Source organism: Bradyrhizobium sp. sBnM-33, from assembly GCF_032917945.1.
Taxonomy (GTDB): Bacteria; Pseudomonadota; Alphaproteobacteria; order Rhizobiales; family Xanthobacteraceae; genus Bradyrhizobium.
The window spans coordinates 7,712,184-7,733,661 of sequence record NZ_CP136624.1; the positions used below are offsets into that span (position 1 = coordinate 7,712,184).

Below are 21,478 nucleotides of genomic sequence, written 5' to 3' on the forward strand. Positions count from 1 at the left end.
GATCGCAGCATCATCTGCGAACACATCTCAACCGTCCGTCGCGCTCGCAAGCTGCCGGTCGCGTTGCGCGGTCAGCCGCGACTGTTGCCAAGCGTCGTGAGCAATCATCCCTGCCGCCATCGCGGCGACAAAGACGATGACCCCGGGCGACAGCGTCGCCAGGTTTTCCAGCGCCGGCCCCGGGCATAACCCGACAAGGCCCCAGCCGATTCCAAACGTTCCGGCGCCTGCGACCAGCGGCAGATCGATTCCCGATTTGCCCGGCCGAAAATATTCCGCGGCAAACCAAGGCCGTGCACCGCGGTCAGCCAGTCTGAAGCCGGGTATCGAAACAGCCAGCGCCGCAGCCATCACCACCGCGAGACTCGGATCCCACGCGCCGAAGATATCGAGGAAGCCAAGGACTTTGGTCGGTTGCACCATGCCCGATATCAGGAGGCCCGCGCCGAAGATCAGGCCGCAAATCAGGGGAGCAATGATCCACATGGCCTGATCTCACAGTACGTGACGGGTGATCGCGACGGTGATAACCGCCGTCACCATGAAGACGATCGTGGCGGCGATCGAGCGCGGCGATAGCCGTCCTATGCCGCAAATGCCGTGACCGGAGGTGCAGCCGCCGCCAAGCCGGGTGCCGAAGCCGACCAGCAGGCCCGCCACGACAATGACAGCCCAGCTCGACGGCAACTTGGGTTGCGCCATTCCGTAACCGATCAGGCCAGCGAGGATAGGCGCCAGAATGAGCCCGGCGATGAAAGCGATGCGCCAGCCCTTGTCCTCGCTGCGCAAATTCAACAGGCCGCTGAAGACGCCGCTGATGCCGGCGATCCGGCCGGTCGAGAGCATCAACAGCACGGCAGAGAGCCCGATCAGCACGCCGCCGATCGCCGCCGATACAGGAGTGAAGTTGGCCATCGCGGATTTCCGTTCATTGGAGCACGCTCAATCATAGGCGCGCCTTGCCCGATCGCAACCCGCCTATTCCTCGCCCTTTCTGAGCCGCCGCCATACCGCGCCCAGCACGTTGGAGTAATCGTCGGTCCAGACCCGCTGGTCGTCTTCGGCTTCCGTCAGTGCCCATTGCTCCGACGACGCCAGCTTGCCGACGTCGGTCTCTTCGCGCGCCGAAACCACGACCGTGGTCGAGAAGATGTATTCATTGTCGCGGCTGGAATCCTCGCTGTAGACCCAGCTCTTCAGGTCGTTGGCGTCGGCGATGCCGACGACCACGCTCGCCAATTCGAGATGGCGGTTGGAGACGTGCATCACCACGGCGCCCTGCGGCGCCAGTTTGGACTTGTAGATTTCCATCGCCTCTTCGGTCGCCAGGTGAACCGGGATCGCATCCGACGAATAGGCGTCGACGATAATCAGGTCATAGACGCCGTCGGGCTCGCGCGCGAAGGTGAGCCGCGCATCACCGATCACCGGCTGCATGTTCGGTTCGCAGACCTGGACATAGGTAAAATATTTCGGGTCGCGCGCGGTATCGACCATGGTCTGGTCGATCTCGAAGAATTTCCATTCCTCGCCGGGCTCCGAGGCGCAGGCCAGCGTGCCGGAGCCGAGCCCGATGACGGCCACGCGCAGTGGCGCGCCCTTGCGTTCTCGGATCGCCGTAATCGCCTGACCAATGCCGCCGTCCTTGTGATAGTAGGTGATCGGCTCCGGCTGGCCGGTGACGGGCGTGCCGTCGTCGTTCTTGAATTTCTCGGCGCCGTGAATCGTGGTGCCGTGCATCAGCACGTGATACTGCCCGTTCGGCGTCACCACGATCTTGTGGACGCCGAAGAAACTTCGCACGGTCTCCACCCGGCCGTCGTCGGAAGGATAGGCGCGCAGCAATACCAACGCCACCACAATGGTCGCAAAGATCTTCCAGCGGCTGGCGTTGAGCGCCAGCGCCAGCAGCGCCGCCAGCACCCCGACTGCGCCGATCACCCAGACGCGGTGATCTTCGAACCAGTTGAACACTTTTCCGGTGGACCAGGCCGGCGCTATCAACGCCACCGCCAGCACCGCAAGGAACGGCCAGTACCACGCGCTCCAGCGCGGCAGGCGTTCGCCGCCGGTCGGCCGGCATAGCGCCGCGAGCGCCAGCAGGATCGGGTACTCCGCAACCCATGAGAAGGTGAACGGCGCGATCAGGCCGGCAAAGAGGCCGCCGACCATGCCGCCGAACGACAGCGCAACATAGAAGCCGGTGAGATATTTCGCCGCCGGGCGCGTGCGCGCCAGTTCGCCGTGGCAAGCCATCGCAATCACGAAGAAGCAGAACTGGTGCCCGCCGAGCGTCAGCAGCAGATTCTGTTCGCCGCCGAACGCCAGCAGCACCACGACGCCGGCGATCGCCAGCGGCTGCGCCAGCAACATCCATTTGTGCGGCAGCAGCGGGCGCGACTGGAATACGAGCACCCAGGTCAAGAGATAGAGCGACAACGGCAGCACCCACAGCAAGGGCGCCGCGGCGACGTCGGTGGAAATATGGGCAGTGACTGCAATCAGCAGCCCCGACGGCACGGCCGCGAGGAATATCCAGCGCGCGCGCAGCATCCACGACGGCGCGAGCGCGTCGGTATCGTCGGCAGGCATATTCAATTCAGCCGCACTGGCTGGCGAGCGCAGCGACAACACGCCGCAGGTCGCGATCAGCACGATCAAGAGGCCATAGCCGCCGGTCCAGATCAGGTTCTGCATGCGCAGCGTGAACATCGGCTCCAGCAGCACCGGATAGGACAACAGCGCCAGGAAACTGCCGACATTCGAGGAAGCATAGAGGAAGTACGGATCGGGACCGTTGGGGTGGCCGGTGCGGACGAACCAGGCCTGCAGCAGCGGGTTGTTGGCCGCGAGCGCGAAGAACGGCAGCCCGATCGACACCGCAAACAGGCCGAGCAGCCAGAGCGCATAGCCTGAATTCGGCGGATCGCCCCACCCGCTTGCGATCGACAGCGGCAGCGTCAGCATCGCAACTGCGAGCAGCACGAGATGAATCGCCACGGGCATCGTGCGACTGCGCGCCTGCATCAGAAAATGCGCATAGGCATAGCCGCCGAGCAGCAGCGATTGGAAGAACACCATCGCCACCGACCAAACCGCCGGCGAGCCGCCGAGCCGCGGCAGCACCATCTTGGTGAACAGGGGTTGCACTGAAAACAGTAATAACGCACTGACGAAGATCGCAGCGGTATAGACGACCAGCACCAGCCGGTTTCGCGAGGCAGACGGCTCAGAAATCATGAAAGCTCCGGCTTGAACCCGGCGGGAGCCGGCGGCGAGCATTCCGGCAGGTTGTGCCGGAAGCGCAGATAGGAGCATATGGCAACATGACGGGCAATGCGGGATAAGATGTCGTTCCGGGGTGATGCGAAGCATCGAACTATGGGGCGCCCTGGCGCCTCTGGGAACCTCGAGATTCCGGGTCTTGTCCTTACAATCCGGAATGACGAGCCCACATAATCAAACCTTCTTGAAGCGGACATGAACGAAACCGAAATCGTCATCATCGGTGCGGGGCATAACGGCCTCACTTGCGCGGCCTATCTCGCGATGGCCGGCTTGCGCGTGAAAGTGGTCGAGCGCCGCAAGGCGGTCGGTGGCGCCGCGGTGACCGAGGAATTCCATCCTGGTTTCCGCAATTCGGTGGCCGCGTATACCGTCAGCCTGCTCAATCCGCAGATCATCGCCGACCTGAAGCTCGCCGAACACGGCCTGCGCGTCGTCGAGCGCCGCGCACAGAATTTTCTGCCCGCCCCCGACGGCAGCTATCTCCTGACCGGCGAGGGCCGCACCCGGCAATCGGTGGCAAAGCTCAGCGAGCGTGATGCCGTCACTATCGACGCCTTCTCGCGCGAACTCGAAGCCATCGCAGACGTGCTCCGACAATTCGTGCTGCGCGCGCCGCCGAACCTCGTCGAGGGTTTTGGGATTGGCGCGATCCGCGAGGCCTTCAACGCAGTCGGCACGGCCGGCATCCTGCGCAAGCTTTCGCTCGAGCAGCAGCGCAGTCTGCTCGACCTGTTCACGCGCTCGGCCGGCGAGATGCTGGACGAGCGTTTCGAGAGCGACCTGGTGAAGGCGTTGTTCGGCTTCGACGCCATCGTCGGCAATTACGCCAGCCCCTACGCCGCCGGCTCCGCCTATGTGATGCTGCACCACGCATTCGGCGAGGTGAACGGCAAGAAGGGCATATGGGGTCACGCGATCGGCGGCATGGGCGCGATCACGCAAGCCATGGCGCGCGCGGCGCGCGGGCATGGCGCCGAGATCGAAACGGACGCCGGCGTGCGCGAGGTGATCGTCGAGGGCGGGCGCGCCGCAGGCGTCATCCTCGACAATGGCGAGACCATCCGCGCGAAATATGTCGTCTCCGGCGTCAATCCGAAATTGCTGTATACGCGGCTCGTGCCGTCGGGCGCGCTTACGCCGGAATTCCGCGAACGCATCGGACGCTGGCGCAACGCCTCCGGCACTTTCCGGATGAATGTCGCGCTGAACGCGCTACCTTCCTTCACCGCATTGGCCGGCGCCGGAGATCATCTCACCGCCGGCATCATCCTTGCGCCGAGCCTCGGTTACATGGATCGCGCCTGGCAGGACGCGCGCAGCTATGGCTGGAGCCGTGAGCCGGTGGTCGAAATGCTGATTCCCTCGACGCTCGACGATTCCCTCGCACCGGAGGGCCGACACGTCGCGAGCCTGTTCTGCCAGCACGTCGCGCCGGAATTGCCGGATGGAAGGTCATGGGACGATCACCGCGAGGAGGTCGCCGACCTCATGATCGCGACGGTCGACAAGTTTGCGCCGGGCTTTGCCGCCAGCGTGATTGGCCGTCAGGTGTTGTCGCCGCTCGATCTCGAGCGGCAGTTCGGCCTGCTCGGCGGCGACATCTTTCACGGCGCACTGACGCTAAACCAATTGTTCTCGGCGCGGCCGATGCTGGGCCATGCCGATTATCGCGGGCCGCTGAAGGGCCTCTACCATTGCGGCTCGGGCGCGCATCCCGGCGGCGGCGTCACCGGCGCGCCCGGCCACAACGCCGCGAGGGTGATCCTGGGCGATCACCGCGCCCTGTTCGGATAGGCAGAACGCAGTGGACAATGTGGGTAAACCCGGTGGGCGACCACGGGAGAAGCCTGTGGATTGCTTGTTGATAACCCGCGGCAACGGCTGTGGAAGACCTCGGTATGCTTCCGTCGATAACGGGTTGGCAACTTTCCCGCTCGGCTGTGGATAGGCGGTGGAAATTGCGTGCGCCAAATTCGGCAAAAAAAGAAGGGACCGGGCGCTTGGCGCGCCCAGTCCCGAAAATGCCCCCGAATTGGGCGGTTACTTCAGCGAGGTGCTGATGTCTACGAAATTGGTGCTGAGCTTGGTGCCGAGACCGTTCACGGCGGTGATGATCGCAATCGCGATGCCTGCAGCGATCAGGCCATACTCAATGGCCGTGGCTCCCGATTCGTCCTTAAGGAATGACTTGATGATCGACATTGGCTGGTTCCGACCTGGGTTGGTGTTCATGGAACCGAGGTTCCCCCTGCAGTTCCTATGCAGGAACCTACGGCGATGAATCTAAGGGTACCCTAACGGCCGACATGCAACTTTTCCGAGTAGTACGACATGAAATTTGCTCAAATTTGAATGAAACGCCCATTCGCTATTCGCACCCTCCCCGCTTTCTCCAGGTCCTTCAATGACTTCCCTCGGCCCCACACATCGCGTCCATTTTGCTGTCGGCGACGAGCACACAGCCAAGGGCGTCGTCGATGCCCTGACCGAAGTTTTTTTTGAAGGCCAGGCCGCAATCGCCGCGTTCGAACGGCCGGATGGCCGATGGGATGTCACGGTGCATTTTGGCGAGCCGCCCGATCAGCGACTGGTCCGCGAACTCGTGGCCAATGCGGCCGGCGCCGAAATCGCCGCGGGCATCGGCTTCGACACGATCGAGGCCAAGGATTGGGTCAGGGCCAGCCTCGAGGACCTCGTTCCCGTGCCCGCCGGGCGCTTCGTGGTCCACGGCCAGCATCACCGCGACAGGATACCCTCCAACAAGCTCGGCATCGAGATCGAGGCGGCGCTGGCCTTCGGCACCGGCCATCACGGCACCACCCGCGGCTGCCTGCTGCTGCTCGATCATGTCCTGAAAGCCTGGCGGCCGCGGCGCGTGCTCGATCTCGGCACCGGCACCGGCGTGCTGGCGATTGCGGCGGCGAAAGCGCTGCACGAAAAGATACTGGCCAGCGATATCGATCCACCCTCGGTGCAGGTTGCCCGCGACAATGCGCGGCTGAACGTATCGGGACATCTGGTGCGGGCGGTCCGCGCCACCGGCTTCTCGGCGCCGCAATTTGCCCAGGCCGCGCCGTTCGATCTGGTGCTGGCGAATATTTTGGCCAATCCGCTGCGGCAATTGGCAGGGCCGATGGCGCGGCACCTGGCGCCGTCGGCGCTGGTCATTCTCTCAGGGCTCCTGACGCATCAGGCACCCGCCGTCATCGCCGCCTATCGCGCCCGAGGGCTGGTTCCCGTGCGGCATCTGCGCATCGAAGGCTGGAGCAGCCTGTTGCTGCGCAAGGTGAGCTGAAATTCTAATCGGCTGGTCTGTGCCGGTTGCGTGCGATGACGCCCTTCTCTTGCTTCAACGACCGCTTGACGCGCGCTTCCGCAAACCGATCGAGGATCTGGACGATGACGCCGCGCTGCTTCTTGTTGGCGACGGGCGGCACGGGACCGCGACGTTCCGGCGGTGAAATCTTCTCAAACGTGAAAGCAGGCATGGTGTATCCCCTCTTCGTTGAGTTGAAACACTCCTGGAGCTCTCCCCCGGTATTTTTGAGCTGAACGGCTACACCGCAACCGCTCCGTCCGACTAGCGCGGACGGACATATTGGAGCACAGATTATGCCAAATTGTGGCCGATAGCTCCGGATTGCGGACCGCTCCACCCGACCCTAACCTAAAGTGACCAGGCGATGTTCGAAGCTCATTTCCAGACATTCGAAGAACCCGAAGGCGGCGTGGCACTGACCGCGCGGCTAGCCCGCTTCCGCGAGGAGTTGGCGCGGCGGAAGCTGACGGGATTCGTGGTTCCGCGCGCCGATCAGCAACAGAACGAATATGTCCCGGCCTCCGAAGAACGGCTGGCCTGGCTGACCGGCTTCACCGGTTCGGCCGGCATGGCAATCGTTCTGACGCGCGAGGCTGCGGTTTTCGTTGACGGCCGTTATACGCTACAGGCCGCCAAGCAGGTCGATCGCAAGGCCTGGCAAATCGAGCCGCTGGCCGATCCGCCGCCGGAGCAATGGCTGACCAAGCATCTTGCGGCCGGCGACCGCCTCGGTTTTGACCCGTGGCTGCACACTTCGGCAGCAGCCGAGCGTCTGGCCGCCGCCTGCACCAAAGCGGGTGCGGAGCTGATCGCGGCCGAGAGCAATCCGCTGGACCAGGTGTGGACCGAGCGCCCGGCCCCGCCGCTCGGCCGCGTCGCCATTCACGGCGTGCAGTTTTCCGGCGAGATCGAAGCCGAAAAACTCAAGCGCATCCGGCTGGAGATCAACAAGCTGGGGGTGGAGGCGCTGGTGCTGTCGGACAGCCACGCGGTGGCCTGGACCTTCAACATCCGTGGCGCCGACGTCTCGCACACGCCGCTGCCTTTGTCCTACGCGCTGGTGCCGAAGGACGGCCGCCCCACCATCTTCATCGATCATCGCAAGCTGTCCAACCTGACGCGCGACCACCTCGAACAATCCGCCGAAGTACGGGAGCCCGACGCATTGGTGCCTGCTCTGACCGAGCTTGCGCGTAGCGGCGCCGCGATCGCGCTCGACAGCGCCACCGCGGCGGACGCGCTGAGCCGGCTGATCGCAGGCGCCGGCGGAAAACCGGTGCGCGGCAACGATCCGGTGAGCCTGTTGAAGGCGGTGAAGAACATCACCGAGATCGAGGGCACGCGGACCGCGCACCAGCGCGACGCGGTGGCGCTGGCGCGCTTCCTCGCCTGGATCGACCGCGAGGCGCCGTCGGGAGCGTTGACCGAGATCGACACCGTCGAGGCGCTGGAAACCTTTCGCCGTCAGACTTGCGCGCTGAAGGACGTCTCGTTTCCGACCATCGCCGGCACCGGGCCGAACGGCGCCATCGTCCATTACCGCGTCACCCGCAAGAGCAATCGGCGAATTTCGCCCGGCGATCTGCTGCTGATCGATTCCGGCGCGCAATATGAAGACGGCACCACCGACGTCACCCGCACCATCGCAATCGGCAATCCGACCGACGAAATGCGCGATCGATTCACCCGCGTGCTGCGTGGGCATATCGCGATTGCACGCGCGGTGTTTCCGGACGGCACCACCGGCGCGCAGATCGACTCCTTTGCCCGGCAATTTTTGTGGCAGGCCGGCCTCGATTTCGAGCACGGCACCGGCCACGGCGTCGGCAGCTATCTCTCCGTGCATGAAGGCCCGGCGCGCATCTCGAAACTCGGCACCACGCCGCTGAAGCGCGGCATGATCCTCTCCAACGAGCCTGGCTACTACAAGACCGACGCCTACGGCATCCGGATCGAGAACCTCGAACTCGTCATCGGCACCGACATCGCGGGCGCCGAAAAGCCGGTGAACGCGTTCGAAACGCTGACGCTGGCGCCGATCGACCGCCGCCTAATCGACGTGAACATGCTGAGCGCGACGGAGCTGAAGTGGCTCAACGACTACCACGAGCGCATCAATCGCGCGGTGCGCCCGCATCTCGACGACAACGCCACGAAGCTGTGGCTGGATGAGGCCACGGCGGCGCTGTCGCCGCTTTAATCGCCGTTGCCTCATCCGAGCTCGTCGTCCCCCGCGAAGGCGGGGGACCCAGTACGCCGCAGCCTATCCGTTCATCACTGACGCCTCTGGAATACTGGGTCACCCGCTAAAGTGTGCTGTACGAAATCGGCATGGCCGCATGCCGAAACAACCGTATTCGCCGTCAGCCGCCGCGCTACAGTCCAATCCAACCAACAGGATCTGAACTGAATGCACGGCGTCGTGGGCAAGCCGCCCGACGCGGCGGCGAATGCCGTCGCGACATCGAAAATCATGCTGCTGATGCTGGTCGCCATGACCGGCGTCGCGCCGATCTCGCTCTACATGCTGGTGCCGGCGCTTCCCGTGCTGGCGACGACGTTCGGTGGCGATATTTCCGTCGCGCAAATGACCGTGTCGCTCTACATGGTCGGCATCGCCTGCTCGCAGCTCATCATGGGGCCGCTGTCGGACAAGTTCGGACGCCGCCCGGTGCTGCTCGCGGGCCTTGCCTTGATGGTGGCGGCCAGCATCGGCTGCTCGCTGGCGCAGACGCTGCCGCAACTGATCGCCGCGCGCTTCCTGCAGGCGCTGGGCGGCGCCACCGGCATGGTGGTGAGCCGCGCCATCATCCGCGATCTCTACAGCCGCGACCGCATCAGCTCCATGATCAGCCTCGTCATCGCCGTCATGATGATGGCGCAGATGCTGAGCGCGCTGGTCGGCGGTCTCCTGGAGACCGCGTTCGGCTGGCGCGCGATCTTCTACTTCATCACGGCGGGTTCGCTCAGCGTCGCCGTGCTGATGGCGCTTGCGCTGCCCGAGACGCGCCGCGAGCGCAGCAAGAGCAGCAGCTTTCGCGGCGATGTCGGCATCCTCATTCGCGACCGCGCCTTCATCGGCTATGTGCTGTGCCAGGTGCTGGCCTCGCAGATCATTTTCATGTTCGCCGGCGGCGGACCTTACATCGTGGTGACGCAGATGGGCCGAACCACCGCCGAGTATGGCGCGTGGTTCGCGACAACCGGCTTCGCATATCTGATCGGCAATGTGTTCTGCGTCCGCTTCGCGCCGCGGCATTCGCTCGAGAAGCTGATCTGGTTCGGGCTCGCCGTGCAATTCGGCGGCGCCCTCCTGAACTTTGTCTTCAGCATCGCCGGGACCAACCAGGCGCCGCTCTGGCTCTTCGGCACCCAGATGATCGTGATGGTCGCCAACGCCTTCGTGATGAACAACGCCGCGGCCGGCGCCATCAGCGCGCGCCCCGAAGCCGCCGGCACCGCCTCCGGCGCGATGGGCTTCCTGCAGCAGGGCATCGGCGCGCTGGTCTCGCAATTCGGCGCCTATCTCGGCGGCCACTCCACCACCACGCTGCCGCTGACGGCGGCGATCTTAGCGCTGTCCGTCGCGTGTGCCTCGGCGATGTTCTTCCTCGTGCCGCGGCGAAACGTGGCGGTGAGCGAGGAACTGGTGAAGAAGGCGGAGGAGGAAGACTCGCGGATGTGATGAGCGTACAGGCGCAAAGCCAGCGCCTCACCCCCAACTGTCGTCGGCCGCGAGGCGGGCGATCCAGTACGCCGCGGCCTCTCGATCTGCCACAACTGTCTCTGGAATACTGGGTCACCCGCTGGAGCCTGTCATCGGGCGCGCATTCGCGCGACCAGTTGGCGGATGACGACAGCGGAGTGTGTGGCGCGTCTCACTCCCCAATCAGCTTCAGCCACTCGTCCTCGGTGAGCACCGGCACGCCGTGCTTCTTGGCCTCAGCGAGCTTCGACCCCGCACCCGGCCCCGCGACAACGTAGTCCGTCTTCTTCGACACCGAACCCGCAGCCTTGGCGCCCAGCCGCTCGGCCGTGGCCTTGGCTTCGTCCCGCGTCATCTTCTCCAGCGAGCCGGTGAACACCACGGTCTTGCCGGCGACGGCCGAATTACTCTTGGGCTTTTCGGCGTCAATGATCTCGTCGAGCTCCTTGACCATCCGCTCGACGATGCCGCGGTTGTGGCTTTCGCCGAAATAGGCGGCGACGCTCTTGATCACGGTATCGCCGATCTGGTCGAGCGCATCCATCTCGGCGATAGCGTCCTCGTCGCCCCTGGCGACCTTGAGGCAGGCATCGTGGAACGCGTCCCACGAACCGTAGCCGCGCGCCAGCGCCAGCGCGGTGGTCTCGCCGACATGGCGCATGCCGAGGGCGTAGATGAACCGCTCCAGCGAAATGCGGCGGCGGTTCTCGATCGCGGCGAACAGGTTGCGCACTGAAGTTTCGCCATAGCCATCGATTGCTTCGAGCTTCAGCTTGGCGTTGCGTTTCGGCAGCGTGAAGATATCGGCGGGCTCCCGCACCCATTCGCGGTCGAAGAAGTACTGGAGCTGCTTCTCGCCAAGCCCGTCGATATCGAACGCCCGGCGCGACACGAACAGTTTCAGATGCTCGATCTTCTGGAATGGACAGGCGAACTCGCCGGTACAGCGGGCGCGCGAGCCTTCCTCGCCGGTTGCCGTCTCCTCGCGCACCACGTCGGTATGCAGCGGGCACGGGCACTTCTTCGGGAAATGGAATTCCTTGGCGCCTCTCGGCCGCTTGTCGATGACGACATCCACCACCTGCGGGATCACATCGCCGGCGCGCTGGATCACGACGGTGTCGCCGAGCCTGATGTCGCGGCCCTCGCGCAGCACTTCGCCCTTGTTGCCGATGCCCTTGATGTAGTCCTCATTGTGCAGCGTGACGTTCTGCACAATCACGCCGCCGACTCCGACCGGCTCGAGCTTGCCGACCGGCGTGAACGAACCGGTGCGCCCGACCTGGATCTCGATGTCGCGCAGCACCGTCATGGCGCGCTCGGCGGGGAATTTGTGCGCAATCGCCCAGCGCGGCGTGCGCGAGACGAAACCGAGCCGTTCCTGCCAATCAATACGGTCGATCTTGTAGACGACGCCGTCGATGTCGTAGTCGAGCTCGCCGCGCTGCTCCTCGATCTCGTGATGGAACGCGATCAAGTGCTCGACGGAGTGGCAAAGTTTTGTCAGCGGATTGGTCTTGAAGCCGCATCGCTCGAACCAGTGGATCATGCCGGTTTGAGTCTTTTCGGGCATCGCGCTCATCTGGCCCCAGGAATAGGCGAAGAAGCCGAGCGGTCGCGAAGCGGTGATGGAGGGGTCCTTCTGACGCAGCGAGCCTGCAGCCGAATTGCGCGGGTTTGCAAAAATGGTGTCGCCCGCGGCCTTCTGCCGCTCGTTCAGCGCAAGGAACGCCTTCTTGGTCATGTAGACCTCGCCGCGCACCTCGCAGATATCGGGAACGTTACGCCCCTTCAGCTTCTGCGGCACGTCTTCCAGCGTGCGGATGTTGGCGGTGACATCTTCGCCTGTAAAACCATCGCCACGGGTGGCAGCGGTAACGAGTTCGCCGCCCTCGTAACGCAACGACATCGAGAGCCCGTCGATCTTCGGCTCGGCGGAAAAATCGATCTTGTCGTCGCTGAGCTTGAGAAAGCGCCCGATGCGGCCGACGAAGTCGAGCACGTCCTGCTCGGCGAAGGCGTTGTCCAGCGACAGCATCGGCAGCGCATGCCGGACTTTCTTAAAGCGACCCGATGGCGTCGCGCCGATCTTTTGCGACGGCGATTCCGCTGTAACGAATTCGGGAAACCGCTTCTCGATCGCGTTGAGGCGCTGCCGCAGGGCGTCATATTCGGCATCGCTGATGCTGGGCGCATCTTCCTGATAATAGCGCTTGTCGTGCCCTTCGAGCTCCAGCGCCAACCGCATGTGCTCGACCTTGGCTTGGGCCTTGGTGAGCTTGGCGACGTCGGGGAGCGGCTTTGGTTTCGCTGTCTTGGACATGTGAATTGAATACGACGAAAGGAGGCCCGGAGGCAAAGTCGGACACAGGGGCCGTGCCCCGGATGCTGCGCAGCGCGCAAGCGGTGCGCTGCTGAACCGGGGCCCGCAGTGGACTTGGCGTAGGTGCCCGGCTCAGCGGAGCAGCGTTTCATGCTGCACCGCGTCCGGGACACGAGAATTACGCGGTCGCTGCGCGCAACAGCCGTTCCGCCGCCGCCCTCGCCTCGGCCGTGATCTCCGCCCCCGCCAGCATGCGGGCGATTTCTTCGCGGCGGTGGTCGGCGGCGAGCGCGTTGACGCGGGTGGCGACGCGCTTGCCCTTGTCGAGCGCGTCCTTGGAAATCAAAAGATGCTGGCTGGCGCGCGCGGCGACCTGCGGTGCGTGCGTCACCGCCATCACCTGGACCTGGCCGGCGAGCCGCGAAAGCCGCGCGCCGATCGCATCCGCCACCGCACCGCCGACGCCGGTATCGATTTCGTCGAACACCAGCGTGGGCGCGGAGCCGCGATCGGACAACACCACTTTGAGCGCCAGCAGGAACCGCGACAGCTCGCCGCCGGACGCGACCTTCATCAGCGGTCCCGGCTTTGTCCCCGGATTGGTCTGGACCCAGAACTCGACGCGGTCGATGCCTTGCGGCCCCGGTGATTTCGCATCGGTGTCGATCTGCGTCATGAATTTCGCGCGCTCGAGCTTTAACGGCGCGAGTTCGGCATTGACGGCCTTATTGAGTTTTTCGGCGGATTTGCTGCGGGCCGCCGATAGCTTCGCCGCCGCCGCGCCGTAGCGCTGATCGGCCTCGGCAGCCGCCGCTTCCAGCTTCTTCAACTGATCGGCACCAGCATCGATCAATGCGACGTCGGAGACGAATTTGGCCGCCAGTGCCGCCAGCCCATCGACCGGCGTCGAATATTTGCGCGAGGCGGCGCGCAGCGCAAACAGCCGCTCCTCGATCCGCTCCAGCTCGGCCGGATCGAAATCGGCCGCGACCAGCGCGGCGCTGAGATGCTGGTCGGCCTCTTCCAGCGCGTTGATCGCGATGTCGATCGCCTTCACCGCCGGCTCGACCAGCGCCGGCGAATTGGCGGCGCGGCGCTCGAGGCGGCGCACGGCCGCCGCCAGCGCCGGCACCGGCGAGTTGTGGCCGCCGACCGCTTCCTGCGCCTCGCGCAGGTCGCTGGCGATCTTCTCGCCCTGCATCATGGTGGTGCGGCGTTCGGCGAGCGCGGTCTCCTCGCCGTCCTTCGGTTTCAGCGCCTTGAGCTCGTCGGCAGCGTGGCGCAAATAATCCGCCTCGCGCGCGGCGCGTTCCATGCTGGCGCGATGCTCATCGAGTACGTGATTGGCGGTGCGCCGTGCCTCCCACAGCGTCTCCAGCGCGGCGACCTCTTTCTCCAGCCCGGCAAAGGCATCGAGCAACTGCCGATGCGTCGAGGCGTCGACCAGCGCGCGCTCGTCATGCTGGCCGTGAATTTCGACCAGCGCCGCGCCGACCGCCTTCAGGGTCTGCACGCTGATCGACTGGTCGTTGATAAAGGCGCGGGTGCGGCCGTCGGCGAGCTGCACGCGGCGAAGAATCATTTCGCCGGTATCGTCGAGGCCGTTCTCGGAAAGGATCTTTGTCGCGGGATGGCCCTTGGGAACGTCGAAGGTGGCCGTCACCTGGCCCTGCTCCGCACCATGGCGAACCAGGCCCGCATCACCGCGGCCGCCGAGCGCCAGCGCGAAGGCATCGAGCAGGATGGATTTGCCCGCGCCGGTTTCGCCGGTCAGCACCGCGAGGCCACGGGAGAATTCGATATCGAGCCGTTCGATCAGGACGATGTCACGGATCGACAGACGCGCCAGCATGCGAAGTCAATTCCTAGCCGAGACCCAACTTCTTGAAGGCCCTAGAAATATAGGACCCCTTGTTCTCGCTCGGCTCGAGACCGCCCGACTTTACAAGATTATAAGCGTCCTTGTACCAGCGGCTGTCAGGAAAATTGTGCCCAAGTACGGCTGCCGCCGTCTGCGCCTCGCCGACGATGCCGATCGCCATATACGCCTCAGTGAGCCGTGCCAGCGCTTCCTCGACATGCCGCGTGGTCTGGTAGCGGGTGACCACGGTCTTAAAGCGGTTGATGGCGGCGGTGTAGTCGCGCCGTTCCATGTAATAGCGGCCGACGTCCATTTCCTTGCCGGCGAGCTGGTCGCGCGCGCCTTCGAGCTTGGCCTTGGCGGAGTTGGCGTATTCCGAGGTCGGGTATTTGCGAATCACCTCTTCCAGCGCCGCGATCGCCTTTTCGGTGCGGCCCTGGTCGCGAGAGATGTCCGGGATCTGGTCGTAGTGCGAGGCGGCGATCAGATATTGCGCGTAGGCCGCGTCGGGACTGCCGGGATGCAGCGTGACGTAACGCGTCGCGGCGCCGATGCAGCTATCGTAATCGCCGGCATTGTAAAAGGAGTAGGCCGACATCAGGAGCGATTTGCGCGCCCAGTCGGAATAAGGATGCTGACGGTCGACTTCCTCGAACTTCTTCGATGCCGCCTTCAGATCCTTGCGTTGGTTCATCAAGTACAAGCCCTCATTGTAGAGCTTGTCCGCGGGCTCCTCGTTGAAGGTGTCGTCCTTGGCGGTGAACTTGTCCCACAGCGCACCGGTGCCGCAGCCGCTCAAGGGAATGGCGAGCGCAATCAGGCCAGCCGCCAGCCGCAGCGACCGTGCGGCGCGAGCGAGGCTGGCGCGCCCGAGTGATTTGCCTGATTCGAGCGTCATACGCTGTGCCGACATGGAATCTGTGACCTGACGCCTTTGATGCGGTTGATGACTGAGCCTGCCCGTCCATGAACCGCGGTCATGGATGCAATATCCCCGTGCCCCAAATTCTCCGAGCCCAGCGCGTTTGGTGCCCAATTCTTCAAGACCCGTGGCGCAACCGCAGGCCTCTGTAGCCGAAAAAAGGTCCTCAACCAACCGAATACGCAGCCAATTCGCCCGGATTAAGGCGGCTGAACGGCGTCCTTACCAATTGTGGTTACTACGGAAAACGCGCATGTACGGCCCGAAAAGTCCGGCATGTCGGAAAGCCAATATCAACAGAATCCGCAAGCAAAGTCAGGAAACGTCGGGACCATAGGCTGGGGCGATCATGCCGCCCACCATGCCCGCGCCGGCCTCGACATGGGCTCGGGGACGGCGTGCCGGTTCGGCCTCGACCACCCGCCAGGCGCTGCGATCGGCCAACAGGGCGGTCAGCACGGCGTGGTTCAGCTTGTGGCCGCCACGTACCGAACGGTAGGCGCCGAGCAGCGGCAAACCAGCCAGCGTCAAATCACCGACCGCATCCAGCGCCTTGTGGCGGGCGCATTCGTCGCTAAAGCGCAGCCCTTCGGTGTTGAGCAGGCGGGTTTCGTCGAACACCACCGTATTCTCAAACGAGGCGCCACGCGCAAAACCGGCGCTCCAGAGCCGCGCGACGTTATTCATGAAGCCAAAAGTCCGGGCACGTGAAATCTCGCGACGGAAGCTTTCGGGGCTGAGATCGATGGAATATTTCTGGCGACCGATCATGGCGTTGTTGAAATCGATCTCGACCTCGACGCGGAATCCGTTGCCATGCGGGCGCAACTCGCCAAAACTATCGCCGATCGCGACCTGCACCGGCTTCAGCACCTGAATGAAGCGGCGGGAGGCCGACTGGGTGACGATGCCGGCCTGATCGATGGCGGCAACGAAAGCCGCCGCGCTGCCGTCCATAATCGGTACTTCGGGACCGTCGACTTCGATGATGGCGTTGTCGACACCCATGCCGCGCAGGGCAGCAAGGACATGTTCGGCGGTGGAAACCAGCGGACCTTCGCGGTCGCCAAGAACGGTCGCAAGATCGGTGGCGGTTACGGAGGCGGCTACTGCGGGAACCTCGCGGTCGGCCTCATCCAGGCCGGTACGGACAAAAATAAAACCCGCATCCACAGGAGCAGGTCCAAGCGTCAGGCTGACAGGTAATCCGGAATGAACGCCAACGCCCGTTACGGTGGCTTGCGACCGAAGCGTGGTTTGCCGGCTGAATTTCATCGATAACTGCCCACTACCCGACTTAACCCAAAGACGGGAACCGCGCGCTAGCGCCGATTCGCGTTCTAGGCATCCCCAAGTCACGGCAGACCATAGTCATTGCCCCATAGCGCACAACTCACGCTTCTTTACGGATTGTTACCCTATCTCTGCCGCAATCGCGCCAAGGGTTAACCAAATTCCGGCACGGCCAGACGCTGTTCGAGCTTGGACATCTGATCACGAGATGAATAATTAATGATTTAAAATCAGTTGGTTGGCCGAGCCGCCGAATCTCGGCACCGGCCAAAGAGAAGGGCCCCGGCTGTTCTAGCCGGGGCCCTTTGGATCACCTCGATTGTAACAAAAGCTCAGTTGGCCTGGCGCCGGAGGAAGGCCGGGATATCAAGATGGTCGTCGCCCTGTGGCGCCGGTGCAACAGGTACCGGGCGGCCGTGGGCGTCCAGACCCTGCGGCGCCGGGCGCTTTGCATACTCTGATACCGGCTCCTGATTCGCCATTTGCTGGGCGACGGTGCGCTGCGGCTTGCGTTCAGGCAGCGGCGGCAGCGGCGCCATCGACGGGCCGGAGGCACGTGCTGCGATCGGCGGCTCGGTCTCTTCGTCGCGGCGGCCGAGGCCGACATTGGCGAGCCGCTGCAACAGCGACAGCCGCGTCTTCTGCGGGTGCTCCTCCTCAGGCTCGCCGCGGGCGTGCCGGATCTCGGCCTGGGCGGGCATCGGCAGGTCCTCGAACTTCGGCATCCGCGGCGCACGGGCCGGCGGACGTTCGGCCGCCTGCGGGATGAAGGTTTCGGGCGTCGCCGGCGCCTCCGGCTCGAGGCGGGCAGCCTCCTTGTGATCCGGGAACAGCGTCGGCTTCTGCGCGATCGGGCGAACCGTGACGTCGCCATAGGACGCCGGCTGGATCGGAGCCTGTTGCGGCGTCTCAACCGCCGCGGCGATCGCGGCGAGCGCTGCACGCTCGACATTATTGGACGAACGTTGCGCCGGCGCGGCGGCAGGTGCCGAAGCAACCGCCTGGGGCGCAGCCGTCGGCTCGAGCTTCTGGGCGCGTTCGGCCAGGCGCGCATTGTCGGCGCGCAAGCGAGCGGTCAGTTCAGCCAGCCGGTTGTCCGGCGAAGACGTGGCGGCGACGGCGGGAGTGGCCGCGTTGCGCGCGATCTGCGACTGGTCGATGCCGGTGGCGACCACGGAAACGCGGATGATGCCGTCGAGCGATTCGTCGAAGGTGGCGCCGACGATGATGTTGGCGTCCTGGTCGACTTCCTCGCGAATCCGCGTCGCGGCTTCGTCGACTTCGAACAAGGTGAGGTCCTTGCCACCGGTGATCGAGATCAACAGGCCGCGCGCACCCTTCATCGAGGAATCGTCGATCAGCGGGTTGGCAATCGCGGCTTCGGCCGCAGTCAGCGCGCGCTTCTCGCCGGTCGCCTCGCCGGTGCCCATCATCGCCTTGCCCATCTCGCGCATCACCGCACGGACGTCGGCGAAGTCGAGATTGATTAGGCCTTCCTTCACCATCAGATCGGTGATGCAGGCGACGCCCGAATAGAGCACCTGGTCGGCCATCGCAAAGGCGTCGGCGAAGGTGGTCTTTTCGTTGGCGACCCGGAACAGGTTCTGATTCGGGATGATCAGCAGCGTGTCCACCACCTTGTGCAGTTCGGCGATGCCGGACTCGGCGGTGCGCATGCGGCGCTGGCCTTCGAAATGGAAGGGCTTGGTGACGACGCCGACGGTGAGGATGCCCATGTCGCGCGCGGTCTTGGCGATCACCGGAGCGGCGCCGGTGCCGGTGCCGCCGCCCATGCCGGCGGTGACGAACACCATGTTGGCGCCCGAGAGATGGTCGCGCAGCTCGTCGATCACTTCCTGCGCCGCCGCCGCGCCGATATCAGGTTGAGACCCCGCGCCGAGGCCCTGCGTCACCTGGGTGCCCATCTGCACGATGCGCTGGGCCTTCGACATGGTCAGCGCCTGCGCGTCGGTGTTGGCGACGACGAAATCGACCCCCTGCAACCCGGCAGTGATCATGTTGTTGACGGCATTGCCGCCTGCTCCACCGACGCCGAAGACGGTAATCCGCGGTTTTAGCTCGCTGATGTCAGGGGGGGTCAGATTGAGTGCCATGGTTGCCTCTCTTACGACGCGCGCGTTGGTTCGCCCCGGCCGGCGGCCGCGGGATTTGGTGAAAATCGTTTGGTCACAGGACCGGTCATCAGAAGCCCTCGCGAAGCCATCGTCCGACCTTGCCAAAATAGCCGTCTGTCCCTGTCTTGAGCTGCCGCGTATGCCGCGGTTCGACGTGTTCAAGATGAGCGTATTGCGGATAGACCAGGAGGCCGGTGGGAACCGCGAACGAAGCGCTCTTGGCCTCGTTAGGCAGCCGGCCGAAACCGAGCGGACGGCCGATCCGGACCGGCCGGTTGAGAATGCGCGTGGCGAGTTCGACGGTGCCGGTGAGCTGAGAAGCGCCGCCGCTCAACACAACCCGCGCCCTCGGCTCTGCCGCAAAGGGGGAATCCGCGAGCCGGTCACGGACCATTTCAAAAATCTCCTCGGCGCGATGCCGGACGATGTTGGCAATCGTGGCGCGCGAGACGATCTGCGGAGCATCGTGTTCCTCGCCCGCAGTCGGTACAGACATCAGCTCGCGCGCGTCGGACCCGCCGGTCAGCACGGTGCCATATAACGTCTTGATTCGCTCGGCATCCGCAATGCATGCGCCGACGCCGCGTGCAAGATCCATCGTGACGTGCTGGCCGCCGAGCGCAAATCCGCTCGCGTGCACGAAGCGGCCGCCGGAATAAGTCGCAATCGTGGTCGATCCGGCCCCCATTTCGACCACGGCGGCGCCGAGATCGGCCTCGTCGTCGGTCAACACGGACAGGCCTGCGACATAAGGACTCGCCGCCATGGCCTCGACGTTGAGATGGCAGCGCTCGACCACCAGCATCAGGTTGCGCGCGACGGTGGCATCGGCCGTCACCACCTGCATGTCGACGCCGAACTGCCGCGCGACCATGCCGCGGGGGTCGCGGATGCCCTTGACGCCGTCCAGCGCGTAACCAACGGGGAGCGCGTGCAGCACGGTGCGGCCTTCGCCGGTGGCATGACGCATACCGGTGGAGGTCACCCGGGTGACGTCATCAGAGGTGACCGAGCCGCCTCTGATATCGGCGGCCGCCTCGACGAGCTGCCCCTGCAACCGGCCGCCGGAAACCGACAGCAATATTGATTCAACGCGGACCTTGGCCATGCGCTCGGCCAGCGCCACCGCCTGCCGCACCGCCTGCTCGCACTCGGCGAGATCGACCACGGCGCCCGCCTTGACGCCGCGCGACTGGATCTGGCTATAGCCGATCAGTTCGACCGCATGGGTGCGACCGCGCAGCGCGTCGCTCGGTGGCGACGGCTTCAGCCGCGCGATCATGCAGGCGATCTTGCTGGTGCCGACATCGAGCGAGGCCACCAGCGCCGTACGCTTGTGGTCGACGGGCCGTGTCTTCGGGGTCTGGTTGCGATCGAGGCCGGTCATGCTGAATCACCGGCCTTCTTCTTGGTCTTCTTGTCCTTGAACAGTTCTTCGCGGGCCTTGGCCGCGTCTTCCGACAATTGCACCGTCAGCCGGTCCGGCAGGCGCATGTCGACGGCGACGATGTCGCGCGAGAACAGCCGGTCTTCCTTGTCGAGCTTGCTCAACATCGCTAGCGCGTTGCCGACGTCGTTCTCCGGCAGGCGAACGTCGAGGCCGTCCTTCAGCCGCAAATTCCAGCGCCGTTCGCCGACCAGGATTGCGGCCTTGGTTACCGAGCGGACCTGCGGATAGCGGTCGAGCAGCGCGAGGAAATCACGGGCCCTGACATCGGCACCCTTGCCCACCACCAGCGGCAGCGTCGCGAAGCGGCGCGACACATAGGGCTCCAGCACCGCGCCGTCCTCGGAGATTACGGACAGCCGGCCGTCCTGCTGCCACAGCGCAAACGCCGTGCGCTCGACGATGTCGACCTGCAACTGGCCGGGATAAAGCTTCAGGATGGTCGCGTCTGAAATCCATGGGTTGGCCTTGAGCCTGTCGCGCACGGTGGCCGCATCGAGAAACAACAGTGAGGAGCGCCCGTTGACGCCGCCGATCGCGAGCACCTCGTCCTGGCTCAAGTGCTTGCGGCCGTTGATGACGACGGTCGTGATGCGGAACCCGGCCGAATTGGCCAGCGTGTTGCGGGCGTCGCTGAGCGCCGCCGTGAATTCGTCGACGTGACCGCCCTTGACGATACCAAGACCGGCGCTGCCGAGCAGTATCAGCACGGTCAAGGCAATGCCGGTACGGTTCGGCAGATAGCGTTCGACCAGAAGGACCAGGCGATTCGACGGCTCGCGATCGATCGTGGGCTTCGCCGGGACGCGAGCGCGACGGCCCAGCCGCTCGCGCAGCAGCACGACCGCTCCAATAGCGGCTGCTTTCAGGTCAGCCTGGGGCCCCACCGATCTCAGCGACCGCGTGAGGCGTCCTGCACCATCCATTGCACGAGCCTGTCCAAGTGTTGTTCCCGCAAGCTTTTTTGCGAGTCCTGGCTCAGATGACGCCTCGGCCGTGTCGGACTTAAGTGCTGACCTGAAGTCGGAACAGCGCACACCCCGGCAGCCAAGCGCCACATGCGCCGCCAGCGTTAACCTTCGGACTTACTGGTAAACAAAGTGTAAAATCGGGGGGCTGCGGAAACGTTTTGGTGCGTCTTTTGAGTAGTTTGTCGGCCAACTGTTAGGATTTTGAAACAATTT

16 protein-coding genes are annotated in these 21,478 nt (G+C 64.4%); 4 read left to right on the forward strand and 12 right to left on the reverse strand.

Going from position 1 to position 21,478, the window contains the following annotated elements; all coding sequences use genetic code 11:
• Nucleotides 1–27 precede the first annotated feature (27 nt).
• From RX328_RS36130 to RX328_RS36140, 3 genes are all read right to left on the reverse strand, one after another.
• The gene (locus RX328_RS36130) at nucleotides 28–486 is read right to left on the reverse strand and encodes a DUF6691 family protein (RefSeq protein ID WP_213248915.1); all 459 of its coding nucleotides are present in this window, start codon (nucleotides 484–486) and stop codon (nucleotides 28–30) included.
• A gap of 9 nt (nucleotides 487–495) precedes the next feature.
• Nucleotides 496–915: a YeeE/YedE family protein gene (locus RX328_RS36135; RefSeq protein WP_213248917.1), complete on the reverse strand. Its 420-nt coding sequence runs from the start codon at nucleotides 913–915 to the stop codon at nucleotides 496–498.
• Nucleotides 916–978: 63 nt separating this feature from the next.
• Entirely contained in the window at nucleotides 979–3,240 is a 2,262-nt protein-coding gene (locus tag RX328_RS36140) for a fused MFS/spermidine synthase (RefSeq protein ID WP_213248919.1), read from the reverse strand.
• Nucleotides 3,241–3,480: 240 nt separating this feature from the next.
• Between RX328_RS36140 and RX328_RS36145 the strand changes: the two genes are divergently transcribed.
• A complete protein-coding gene (locus tag RX328_RS36145; RefSeq protein ID WP_213248921.1) occupies nucleotides 3,481–5,082 on the forward strand; it encodes a phytoene desaturase family protein in 1,602 nt (533 codons plus the stop codon).
• A 246-nt stretch (nucleotides 5,083–5,328) separates the two neighbouring features.
• Here RX328_RS36145 and RX328_RS36150 read toward each other — a convergent pair whose 3' ends face one another.
• Nucleotides 5,329–5,490 carry a Flp family type IVb pilin gene (locus tag RX328_RS36150; protein ID WP_213248923.1) on the reverse strand — a complete coding sequence of 54 codons (162 nt, stop codon included), beginning with the start codon at nucleotides 5,488–5,490 and terminating at the stop codon, nucleotides 5,329–5,331.
• A gap of 202 nt (nucleotides 5,491–5,692) precedes the next feature.
• Between RX328_RS36150 and RX328_RS36155 the strand changes: the two genes are divergently transcribed.
• The gene (locus tag RX328_RS36155) at nucleotides 5,693–6,583 is read left to right on the forward strand and encodes a 50S ribosomal protein L11 methyltransferase (protein ID WP_213248925.1); all 891 of its coding nucleotides are present in this window, start codon (nucleotides 5,693–5,695) and stop codon (nucleotides 6,581–6,583) included.
• A gap of 4 nt (nucleotides 6,584–6,587) precedes the next feature.
• On the opposite strand, the gene RX328_RS36160 is transcribed toward RX328_RS36155, so the two are convergent.
• Nucleotides 6,588–6,776, reverse strand: a complete 189-nt coding sequence (locus tag RX328_RS36160) for a hypothetical protein (RefSeq protein WP_213248927.1) — start codon at nucleotides 6,774–6,776, stop codon at nucleotides 6,588–6,590.
• Between the two features lie 195 nt (nucleotides 6,777–6,971).
• On the opposite strand from RX328_RS36160, the gene RX328_RS36165 reads away from it, so the two are divergent.
• Nucleotides 6,972–8,807, forward strand: coding sequence for an aminopeptidase P family protein (locus tag RX328_RS36165; RefSeq protein WP_213248929.1), 1,836 nt, complete (start codon nucleotides 6,972–6,974; stop codon nucleotides 8,805–8,807).
• A gap of 210 nt (nucleotides 8,808–9,017) precedes the next feature.
• Nucleotides 9,018–10,292 carry a multidrug effflux MFS transporter gene (locus tag RX328_RS36170; RefSeq protein WP_213248931.1) on the forward strand — a complete coding sequence of 425 codons (1,275 nt, stop codon included), beginning with the start codon at nucleotides 9,018–9,020 and terminating at the stop codon, nucleotides 10,290–10,292.
• Between the two features lie 193 nt (nucleotides 10,293–10,485).
• On the opposite strand, the gene ligA is transcribed toward RX328_RS36170, so the two are convergent.
• From ligA to RX328_RS36205, 7 genes are all read right to left on the reverse strand, one after another.
• Entirely contained in the window at nucleotides 10,486–12,636 is a 2,151-nt protein-coding gene (gene ligA, locus RX328_RS36175) for an NAD-dependent DNA ligase LigA (RefSeq protein ID WP_213248933.1), read from the reverse strand.
• Between the two features lie 178 nt (nucleotides 12,637–12,814).
• Complete coding sequence (gene recN / locus RX328_RS36180) at nucleotides 12,815–14,488, reverse strand: DNA repair protein RecN (RefSeq protein ID WP_213248934.1); 1,674 nt, start codon at nucleotides 14,486–14,488, stop codon at nucleotides 12,815–12,817.
• A gap of 13 nt (nucleotides 14,489–14,501) precedes the next feature.
• Nucleotides 14,502–15,410 carry an outer membrane protein assembly factor BamD gene (locus RX328_RS36185; protein ID WP_213248936.1) on the reverse strand — a complete coding sequence of 303 codons (909 nt, stop codon included), beginning with the start codon at nucleotides 15,408–15,410 and terminating at the stop codon, nucleotides 14,502–14,504.
• 324 nt (nucleotides 15,411–15,734) lie between these two features.
• Nucleotides 15,735–16,694, reverse strand: a complete 960-nt coding sequence (gene lpxC / locus RX328_RS36190; RefSeq protein ID WP_213248938.1) for a UDP-3-O-acyl-N-acetylglucosamine deacetylase — start codon at nucleotides 16,692–16,694, stop codon at nucleotides 15,735–15,737.
• 350 nt (nucleotides 16,695–17,044) lie between these two features.
• Complete coding sequence (gene ftsZ, locus RX328_RS36195; RefSeq protein ID WP_213248940.1) at nucleotides 17,045–18,826, reverse strand: cell division protein FtsZ; 1,782 nt, start codon at nucleotides 18,824–18,826, stop codon at nucleotides 17,045–17,047.
• Nucleotides 18,827–18,914: 88 nt separating this feature from the next.
• Nucleotides 18,915–20,234, reverse strand: a complete 1,320-nt coding sequence (ftsA, locus tag RX328_RS36200; protein WP_057847005.1) for a cell division protein FtsA — start codon at nucleotides 20,232–20,234, stop codon at nucleotides 18,915–18,917.
• The gene (locus RX328_RS36205; protein ID WP_213248942.1) at nucleotides 20,231–21,220 is read right to left on the reverse strand and encodes a cell division protein FtsQ/DivIB; all 990 of its coding nucleotides are present in this window, start codon (nucleotides 21,218–21,220) and stop codon (nucleotides 20,231–20,233) included. Before RX328_RS36205 ends, ftsA begins: the two co-directional genes overlap by 4 nt.
• Between the last annotated feature and the right edge of the window lie 258 nt (nucleotides 21,221–21,478).

Bases quoted from the DNA above. Each gene is read 5' to 3' on its own strand.
- RX328_RS36145 (WP_213248921.1), top strand. From the start codon at position 3,481: ATGAACGAAACCGAAATCGTCATCATCGGTGCGGGGCATAACGGCCTC.
- RX328_RS36185 (WP_213248936.1), bottom strand. From the start codon at position 15,410: ATGTCGGCACAGCGTATGACGCTCGAATCAGGCAAATCACTCGGGCGC.
- ligA (WP_213248933.1), bottom strand. From the start codon at position 12,636: ATGTCCAAGACAGCGAAACCAAAGCCGCTCCCCGACGTCGCCAAGCTC.
- RX328_RS36130 (WP_213248915.1), bottom strand. From the start codon at position 486: ATGTGGATCATTGCTCCCCTGATTTGCGGCCTGATCTTCGGCGCGGGC.
- RX328_RS36140 (WP_213248919.1), bottom strand. From the start codon at position 3,240: ATGATTTCTGAGCCGTCTGCCTCGCGAAACCGGCTGGTGCTGGTCGTC.
- RX328_RS36160 (WP_213248927.1), bottom strand. From the start codon at position 6,776: ATGCCTGCTTTCACGTTTGAGAAGATTTCACCGCCGGAACGTCGCGGT.
- RX328_RS36165 (WP_213248929.1), top strand. From the start codon at position 6,972: ATGTTCGAAGCTCATTTCCAGACATTCGAAGAACCCGAAGGCGGCGTG.
- ftsZ (WP_213248940.1), bottom strand. From the start codon at position 18,826: ATGGCACTCAATCTGACCCCCCCTGACATCAGCGAGCTAAAACCGCGG.
- RX328_RS36170 (WP_213248931.1), top strand. From the start codon at position 9,018: ATGCACGGCGTCGTGGGCAAGCCGCCCGACGCGGCGGCGAATGCCGTC.
- RX328_RS36205 (WP_213248942.1), bottom strand. From the start codon at position 21,220: ATGGATGGTGCAGGACGCCTCACGCGGTCGCTGAGATCGGTGGGGCCC.
- RX328_RS36155 (WP_213248925.1), top strand. From the start codon at position 5,693: ATGACTTCCCTCGGCCCCACACATCGCGTCCATTTTGCTGTCGGCGAC.
- recN (WP_213248934.1), bottom strand. From the start codon at position 14,488: ATGCTGGCGCGTCTGTCGATCCGTGACATCGTCCTGATCGAACGGCTC.
- RX328_RS36150 (WP_213248923.1), bottom strand. From the start codon at position 5,490: ATGTCGATCATCAAGTCATTCCTTAAGGACGAATCGGGAGCCACGGCC.
- lpxC (WP_213248938.1), bottom strand. From the start codon at position 16,694: ATGAAATTCAGCCGGCAAACCACGCTTCGGTCGCAAGCCACCGTAACG.
- RX328_RS36135 (WP_213248917.1), bottom strand. From the start codon at position 915: ATGGCCAACTTCACTCCTGTATCGGCGGCGATCGGCGGCGTGCTGATC.
- ftsA (WP_057847005.1), bottom strand. From the start codon at position 20,234: ATGACCGGCCTCGATCGCAACCAGACCCCGAAGACACGGCCCGTCGAC.